Source organism: bacterium, assembly GCA_024226335.1.
Taxonomy (GTDB): domain Bacteria; phylum Myxococcota_A; class UBA9160; order SZUA-336; family SZUA-336; genus JAAELY01.
This window is the reverse complement of the sequence record JAAELY010000509.1, coordinates 1-8,351: the sequence shown is the minus strand read 5'-3', so window position 1 is coordinate 8,351 and position 8,351 is coordinate 1. Positions and strand designations below refer to the sequence as shown.

Sequence of the window (8,351 nt, the reverse complement as noted above, 5' to 3'; positions counted from 1 at the left end):
GCACCGATCTTCTGGACGCCGTCGGCAATACGACGGCGGCCATCGGCAAGGGCTTCGCGATCGGATCCGCCGCGCTCACGGCCCTGGCCCTGTTTGCCGCATTCCGCACCCAGTCCGGCCTCGATACTCTGGATCTGCTCAATCCGATGGTCATGGCCGGTGTGTTTGTCGGCGGCATGGTCCCCTTCGTCTTCAGCGCCATGGCCATGCGCGCGGTCGGAGACGCGGCGGGCGAGATGATCGAGGAGGTTCGCCGCCAGTTCCGCGAGATCCCGGGACTGCTGGAAGGTACGGCCCAGGCCGACTACCGGCGTTGCGTCGATATTTCCACGGCGGCGGCCATCCGGCGCATGCTGGCCCCTGGCATCATGGCAGTCTCGGTGCCGGTGCTTTTCGGTTTTCTGCCCTTCCTGGGCAAGGAAGCGCTGGGCGGGTTGCTCGCGGGAGTCACCGTGGTCGGCGTGCTCATGGCATTGTTCATGTCGAATGCCGGTGGTGCCTGGGACAACGCCAAAAAGACCATCGAACAGGGCGCGCACGGTGGAAAGGGCACGGATGCCCATAAAGCGGCCGTCGTCGGCGATACCGTCGGAGATCCCTTCAAGGACACTGCGGGTCCCGCGCTCAACATCCTGATCAAGCTGATGTGCGTCGTCAGCGTCGTCATCGCTCCTCTACTGGCCTAAGTCGGAGGAATTCCGGCGAGCCAACTCGGCTAGCGGGCCAGGTCCTCGACCTAGCCCGCTGTAAGTTATTGAAAAACCACATGAAATTTCGCGGCTAGAAAGACGGCGAATCGCCCGTTACATTGCCTCCGCGAATTGATCCTCGGTTCCGGTTCACAACCGGGACCCGAATGCGGCCCGGGACGGAAATCTCGGAGCTGCGAAGACCGGGAGGAAAGAATGCGCGAATACGAGCTGATCTACGTGATTCAGCCGGACGCGACACAAGAACGCGAGACCGAGATCCACGAGCGACTCGACTCGGTGATCACCGGCTCCCAGGGCCGGATTCTGCTCCGGGATGACTGGGGCAAGCGCCGAATGGCGTACGAGATCGGGAACTTCCAGAAGGGCCACTACTTCCAGCTGAATTTCCTGAGCGAAGGCAAGGAGATCAGCGAGCTTGAAAGGCTTCTGCGCCTCGACGCCGACGCGTTGCGATTCCTCACGATTCTCGCAGACGAGGACGTCAAGGACATCGAAGACCGTATCGCCAACGCCGCCAAACAGGCCGAGGAACAGGCGAAGCGCCGCGAGGTGCGCGAGAAGGAGCGCGAGCAGCGCGAAGCCCGTGAAAAAGAATCGGCGGATGGGTCTCGCTACGCAGGGCAACGTGATGATCCGCGATCCGAAGATGCCCCTCGAGCCGCAGCTGCACCTGCCGCAGCTGCAGCCGATGCACCTGCCGCGGCTGCGCCTGCCGCACCTGCCGCGGCCGCAGCCGATGCACCTGCCGCACCTGCCGCGGCCGAGCCCGCCGCTACCGCGCCCGATGCGGGTGCCAACGAAGAGACGGAGTAGGAGAGCACCATGGTCGAAATCGTTGCAAAAAGACCCGCGAAGAAGCGACGGCGAACCGGACGGCGCATGTTCTCGCGCCACAAGGTGTGCCGGTTCTGCGCGGACAAGGAACTGGAAATCGATTACAAGGACGCGAAGACGCTTCGCATCTTTCTGACCGAGCGCTGCAAGATCATTCCGCGCCGTATCAGCGGAAACTGTGCGAAGCATCAGCGTCGCCTGACGCTGGCCATCAAGCGTTCGCGTCATATTGCCTTGCTGCCGTACACCACGGCGCACTCGTAGGAAATCGGAAATGGCGACACTCGAAATCATCCTGACAGAAGACATTGGAAAGCTCGGCACCGCGGGCGATGTCGTGAGGGTGCGCGCCGGCTACGGCCGCAACTACCTGATCCCGCAAGGCATGGCGTTGTTGGCGACAGCCGGCCGGGTAAACGAGATGGAGCACAAGAGGCGCGTGATCGAGGAGAGGAACTCGAAGGCCGTGTCCGGGCTCCAGGATATCGCTCGACGCGCGACTGCCGTTGAGCTCAGTTTCGAGGTTCAGGCCAGCTCCGAAGGTAAGCTCTTCGGGTCGGTCACAAACTCCGATATCGCAGCGCGGCTCGCCGAAAACGGCGTCGAGGTCGACCGACGCAAGATCGCAACCGACCCCATCAAACAGGTCGGACAGCACGAGGTGCCTCTACGGCTCCATCGCGAGGTGATCGTGGCGCTGAAAGTCGCGGTCGTCTCGGGAGAAGTGGTCGACGAAGAGCCCGTCGAAGAGGAAGAGGGCTATAGCACTGCGGGCATGGACGATGGGAGCCGGGAAGCGGCCCGCGAGATTCCCGAATCGGATTAGAGCCCGGTCGAAACTCGCCTTCGGTTCCGCGTCGCAGGAGACTTTTTCGGATCTCCAAGAGTCCTTCTAGCGGACGATCAGACCGCTAGAAGGGCGCGTTCTGCACTCCGCAAGAGTCGGGTTTCGCACGGTCGGAATCGCTCGAAGAGCATATGTCTGGCGACGGCGCGGGCTCTTCAACGGCCTGCTAGAATGAACCTCCGTTGGGTTCCTTGAGGGGGGAGCTGTGCCGGCAGAGATGGATTCCAGATTCGCGGAACCCGGAGGCCCCACGACCGGGGGCTTCGAAGAACACCTGCGCGCTATCCCTACCGATCACGAGGCGGAGCGCGCCGTGCTCGGGGCGATCCTGCTCGATCACGAGTCGATCTACAAGGTCGAGGACAAGCTCGAACCCATTTCGTTCGATCTGCCCCGACACCGCTTGCTCTACCAGGCGTACCTCGACCTGCAGGCGAAGCAGCAGGGCATCTCGCTCATCACACTGCGAAGCTACCTCGAGGAGCAGGGCCTTCTGGCCGAGTCAGGTGGCATCGGCTACCTGAGCGGTCTGGCCGATGTCGTTCCGACGACGGCGAACATCGAAGCCCACGCCGATATCGTGCGCCAGAAGGCATTGGCGCGCGGTTTGATTCGTACCTGTGAAGACATCGCGAAGCGCGGTTACGAGGGGCAGGAACCGGTCCAGGATCTGCTCGAGCACGCCGAACGCGAAGTCCTGAACATCGCGATGGGGCATGCGCGTTCCGATTTCTCGTCGATGCGCGACGAGATGCAGAGCACCTTCGAGTACATCGATCGCGTGCAAGCAGGTGAGGTGGTCGGCGTGCGCACCGGCTTCGAGGACTTCGATCAGAAGACCGGAGGCCTCAACGGGGGTGATCTGGTGGTACTGGCCGCGCGTCCGAGTATCGGAAAGACCGCCCTGGCTCTGAACTTCGTTCGCAATCACGTCATGGATTTCGGTGGATGCGCCGCGTTCTTTTCCCTGGAAATGACCAAGCGCGAACTCGTATTGCGTATGCTGCTTGGCGAGGCCCAGGTCGACAATTCCCGTTTCCGCAACGGCATGCTGTCTGATCGCGATTGGCCGCGTCTGACGCGTGCAGCTAGTCAGCTCGAAGAGGCGCGACTCTTTTTTGACGACAGCATGGGGATCACCGTCAGCGACATCTCAGCCAAGGCGAGGCGCCTGGATCGCGAGCACAAACTTTCGCTTCTGGTCATCGACTACATCCAGCTCGTTCAAGGTCGCACGACAATCGATCATCGCGAACAACAGGTGGCCGATATCAGTCGATCCCTCAAACTCCTGGCGAAGGATCTCGACGTACCGGTGATCGCGCTCTCGCAGCTCAACCGCGGACCGGAAGGTCGCAACGACAAACGTCCGATGCTGGCGGACCTGCGCGAGTCCGGTGCGATCGAGCAGGACGCAGATATCGTCATGTTCATCTATCGCGACGATGTCTACGACGAAGAGAGTCCCGACGCCGGTCTGGCAGAGGTCATCATTGCCAAGCAGCGCAACGGTCCCATCGGGACGGTGAAGCTGCAGTTTGCCAAGGAGTTTGGCCGCTTCCACGACCTGACGCGACGCGACACGGTGCCTCCAGTCGATCAGGGCTTCGATCCCGAACCCGAACCCGAGCCAGGCGCGTGGGGCGGAAAGATGGAGTCGCCGTTCTGATGGCGAGCACGGGCGAGCGGCCGATGCTTCGGCCCCGCGCACTGCCGGCCGGTTCCAGGATCGGAGTCTGTGCGCCGTCGGGCCCGGTCAATGCCGAAGTCCTCGCTCGCTGTCTCGAGTTCTGGCACTCCGCGGGTTACGAAGTCAGATGTGCCGAACACCTGAAGGGACGCGACGGCTATCTCTCGGCGGAAGACGACGTGCGACGTACGGACTTCGAAGCTCTGCTCGAGGATCCCGAGGTGCATGGAATCGTATTCGCGCGGGGTGGTTTCGGGATTGCACGCTGGTTGCGGGATTTTGACTTCGAGCGAATTCGCCGCGCGCGCAAGCTTTTGATTGGCTACAGCGATGCGACGGTGCTCCTGAACCAGGCCGCGTTGCGCACGGGCGTGCCCAATATTCACGGTCCGATGCTGGAACGCGATGACCTCGAAGCGGACGCCTTCTCTCGCCTCGTGTCACTCGTGCGAGGCGAAGCCGAAGGTCTCGCACCATTGGTCGGTAAACGCGGATCGGGTGGCTCCGCTCGCGGACGGCTGGTCGGCGGGAATCTCGCAGTGCTGGTCAGCGCGATCGGCACGCCTTTCGATGTCGACACACACGGAAAGGTCCTTTTTCTGGAGGAAACCGGCGTCCAGCCCTACGCCCTGGATCGCTTGATGATCCAGATGCGCGACGCCGGAAAGCTCGACGGAGTGGCCGGAGTGGCCCTCGGACAGTTCGTGAACTGTGAATCGGAGCGCTACCCTGATGTTTCTGCCTGCGACGCCGTATGCAGAGTGCTCCGAGACTGTGTCGACGGTCCGATCGTCCTCGATCTCCCCTTCGGCCACGTGGCGGATCATCTAGCCCTTGGAATCGGTATCGAAGTGGAACTCGACGGGGGGCAGGGCAGCCTGGCCCATCTGGAATCTGTCGTGGAGTCGCATCGGGAGGAAGCGCCTTGAAGCTCGCGGAGGTAAACCGGAAGCTCGAACGCGTCGACCGCGCTGTCGCGAAGGCGATGGAAAAGGGAGAGATCCCCGGTGCCTCGATTCGCGCGCGGCACGGCGAGTCCTTGAGCTACGATCGTTTCTTTGGCGCGGCTACACTCGCCCCCGAACGACACGAGGTGCGCGCGGATACGATCTACGATCTGGCCTCGTTGACCAAGGTCATGGCGACTACACCGGCGATTCTCTTGCTCGCGTCCGAGGGCAAGCTCGCACTCGATCAGCCAGTCGAGCAACTCCTGCCGGCCTTTGGAGAGCGGGGCAAGTCGAAGATCACGATTCGACACCTGCTCACGCATAGCGCAGGGCTGCGTCCGTGGCGCGCCTACTATGACGACCTGCGCGAGCGCGAGTTGAAAAAGGGTGAGCACCTGCTGGCGACAGAAGAAGGGCGTGCTGCGATCGTGAATCGCATCGTGCGCAGTGCCGCGGTGCACGAACCGGGAGAGGCGAGCGTCTACGGGGATCTGGACTTCATCGTACTCGGAGAGATCGTCGAGCAGGTTTCCGGAGAACGCCTGGACAGCTTCTGCGCCCAGCGCGTCTACGGCCCGTTGGGCATGGCAGACACGCATTTCAATCCGGTCCCCTTCAAGGATGAACGCCTTCGCTATGCCGCTACCGAGCAATGTCAGTGGAGAGACAAGCTGATCTGGGGAGAGGTGCACGATCCCAATGCCTGGGCGATGGGAGGGGTTGCGGGCCATGCCGGTCTCTTTGGTACGACTGCCGATGTGATGCGGTTTGCAGAAGAGATGCTTGCCGCCGATCAAGGCGAGAGCGAGATCTTTCCGCAAGAACTCTCGCAGGAGTTCTTTCGACGCCAGGAGTTTGCTGAAGACAGTGATTGGGCACTGGGCTGGGATACGCCGACGGAGGGGCAGTCCACTTCCGGCAAGTACTTCTCCAAGCGCTCGATCGGACACACGGGTTTTACGGGTACCAGTCTATGGATCGATCTGGAACGCGACATGATCGTCGTCTTCCTGTGCAATCGCGTGCATCAAATCGCGAAACGCAGCAAATTTGAATTGCGACCCCTGGTCCACGATCTGCTCTGGGAGGCTTTCCTTGCCGCCTGAAGTTCCAGCAATCGAAAGTATCCGGCATATCCACCTGGTAGCGGTCTGTGGCACGGGCATGGGCACGCTCGCGTGCATGCTGGCGGACCGGGGCTTTCGCGTGACCGGTAGTGACGCTGACGTCTACCCGCCGATGAGCGATCAGTTGGCTGCTGCGGGCATCGAAATCTGCAAGGGGTTCTCTCCCGATCACGTACTCAACGCGCCACCGGATCTGGTCGTGATCGGCAATGCCGTGCGCAAGGACAATCCCGAGGCGCGCGCGGCGATCGACAGCGATCTTCCGTATCTGAGTTTTCCCGATGCCGTGCACCACTTCTTCATTCGCGGCAAGCAGTCAGTGGTCGTTACCGGTACCCACGGCAAGACCACCTGTACCAGTCTGATCGGCTGGATTCTCACCCATGCGGGCAAGGATCCGAGTGTGCTGATCGGCGGTGTTGCAGGAAATTTCGGAGGCAGCTTCCGTCTCGGCGAAGGCGATCACTTCGTGATCGAAGGCGACGAATACGACACGGCTTTCTTCGACAAGACGCCGAAGTTCCTGCACTACGACGCCCGCACCGTCCTGCTGACCTCCTGCGAGTTCGACCACGCCGATATCTACGAGTCTCTCGATCAGATCCAATCCGCGTTTCGAAAACTCGTGGCTCAGCTTCCGGCCGACGGCTGCGTCATTGCATCGACCGATTCCGATACGGTGCGCGCGATTGTCGCGGAGAGTCCCGCGAAAGTCGATGGATACGGTTTCCGAGAAGGTGCAAGCTGGCGAGTCAGCGACATGACCTTCGACTCTTCCGGAACACAGTTCACACTCTGGTACGGGGAAGAGCGCGTGACCCGCGTCAGTACGCCGATGTTTGGACGACATAACGTCGAGAACGTGCTCGGAGCGATCGCGGTGTGCACCCACCTCGGAGTGACGCCCGAGGAATCCGCTCGAGCAATGAGCGAATTCCGCGGTATTCGACGTCGCCAGGAAGTGCATAGCGATGAAGATGGCTTCGCAATCATCGATGATTTTGCTCACCACCCGACGGCCGTCCGCGAAACGATCGCGGCCACTCGTGCGCGTTATCCTGATCGAAAGCTCTGGGCGATCTTCGAACCGCGGACGGCCACCAGCCGTCGTCGACTCTTCGAAGACGACTATGTAGAGGCGCTTTCCGAAGCACAAGAAGTGATTCTGGCGGGTGTGTTTCGAGCAGATCAGATCGCCGATGATCAACGCATGCGGCCTGAGCGAGTCGTGGGTGCACTCGCGGAACGCGGAGTCGAAGCCGTTTTCTTGCCAGATATCGATGAGATCATCGAGTATCTGGCGCGCCATCGCAGTGGCCAGGACGTGGCTCTGATCATGTCCAATGGTGGCTTCGGTGGCATCTGGGATCGCCTGAGGGCGCGCTTGCGCAGCGGAGGCACTTGAGAGATGGCGGATATCCAGGCCAACGGATTGCGCCGCGGAACGGCCATCATCCACGATGGCGTTCCCTATCGCGTACTTCAGTTCGAACACCGGACGCCCGGCAATAAGCGCGGCTTCGTGCAGACGAAGCTGCGCAACCTGCGCGATGGTAGCCAGCGCGAGGTCAAGTTTTCGGCGACCGAAATGATCCAGCGCGCCCATGTCGAAGATCGTGAGATGGAGTACCTGTACAGCGAGCCGGACGGCGCGGTCTTCATGGACACCCAGGATTACGAACAGACCAGCCTGAACAGCGAGGCGCTCGGCAATGCGAAGCCCTGGCTTCAAGAGGGCATGCATCTGCAGATCGAGATGCTCGATGGACAACCGATCGCGGTTCGTCTGCCCAAGGCGGTGGACGTGACCGTGCGCGAAGCCGAAGCAGTGGTCAAAGGACAGACCGCTTCGAAGTCGAACAAGCCGGCGGTTCTGGAAAACGGAGTGACGATCCAGGTACCGCCGTTTATCGAAGCCGGCGACCGAGTGCGTGTCGATCCGGCCGAGCAGAGGTATATCGAGCGCTGTAAGTAGATTCGCCGATTCGGATATCCGAGGGTCTTCAGTCGAATCTGTTCAGCAGCTAGTGTCCTGTTCCAGAAGTTCGCTAACTATCGCGACACCCGCCCATCCCCGCCGGCTGCGTTGGAAAGGCCTTGAAGTATCAACGGATACTCCAGCGGCCTCCCGCCTTGCCAGCGTGGCGTCCGGGCACCGGGATAGTCACCGAACTTCTGGAACAGGACACT

At 61.4% G+C, this 8,351-nt stretch carries 9 protein-coding genes; all 9 read left to right on the top strand.

Annotation, left to right across the window (positions count from 1 at the left end; all coding sequences use genetic code 11):
• Positions 1-686 (top strand): sodium/proton-translocating pyrophosphatase (locus GY725_24815; protein MCP4007417.1); only part of this gene is annotated, 686 nt, incomplete at its 5' end.
• Positions 687-905: 219 nt separating this feature from the next.
• Complete coding sequence (gene rpsF, locus GY725_24810) at positions 906-1,526, top strand: 30S ribosomal protein S6 (GenBank protein ID MCP4007416.1); 621 nt, start codon at positions 906-908, stop codon at positions 1,524-1,526.
• A 9-nt stretch (positions 1,527-1,535) separates the two neighbouring features.
• Positions 1,536-1,811, top strand: a complete 276-nt coding sequence (gene rpsR, locus GY725_24805) for a 30S ribosomal protein S18 (protein ID MCP4007415.1) — start codon at positions 1,536-1,538, stop codon at positions 1,809-1,811.
• 10 nt (positions 1,812-1,821) lie between these two features.
• A complete protein-coding gene (locus GY725_24800; protein ID MCP4007414.1) occupies positions 1,822-2,373 on the top strand; it encodes a 50S ribosomal protein L9 in 552 nt (183 codons plus the stop codon).
• A gap of 238 nt (positions 2,374-2,611) precedes the next feature.
• Entirely contained in the window at positions 2,612-4,063 is a 1,452-nt protein-coding gene (dnaB, locus tag GY725_24795; GenBank protein ID MCP4007413.1) for a replicative DNA helicase, read from the top strand.
• Complete coding sequence (locus GY725_24790; protein ID MCP4007412.1) at positions 4,063-5,013, top strand: LD-carboxypeptidase; 951 nt, start codon at positions 4,063-4,065, stop codon at positions 5,011-5,013. The genes dnaB and GY725_24790 overlap by 1 nt, the downstream gene beginning before the upstream one ends.
• Entirely contained in the window at positions 5,010-6,140 is a 1,131-nt protein-coding gene (locus GY725_24785; protein ID MCP4007411.1) for a beta-lactamase family protein, read from the top strand. The genes GY725_24790 and GY725_24785 overlap by 4 nt, the downstream gene beginning before the upstream one ends.
• Positions 6,130-7,566 (top strand): UDP-N-acetylmuramate:L-alanyl-gamma-D-glutamyl-meso-diaminopimelate ligase, encoded by a 1,437-nt coding sequence (gene mpl / locus GY725_24780; GenBank protein MCP4007410.1) that lies wholly within the window; start codon positions 6,130-6,132, stop codon positions 7,564-7,566. The genes GY725_24785 and mpl overlap by 11 nt, the downstream gene beginning before the upstream one ends.
• Before the next feature lie 3 nt (positions 7,567-7,569).
• Positions 7,570-8,136 (top strand): elongation factor P, encoded by a 567-nt coding sequence (efp, locus tag GY725_24775; GenBank protein ID MCP4007409.1) that lies wholly within the window; start codon positions 7,570-7,572, stop codon positions 8,134-8,136.
• The last annotated feature ends 215 nt before the right edge of the window (positions 8,137-8,351 follow it).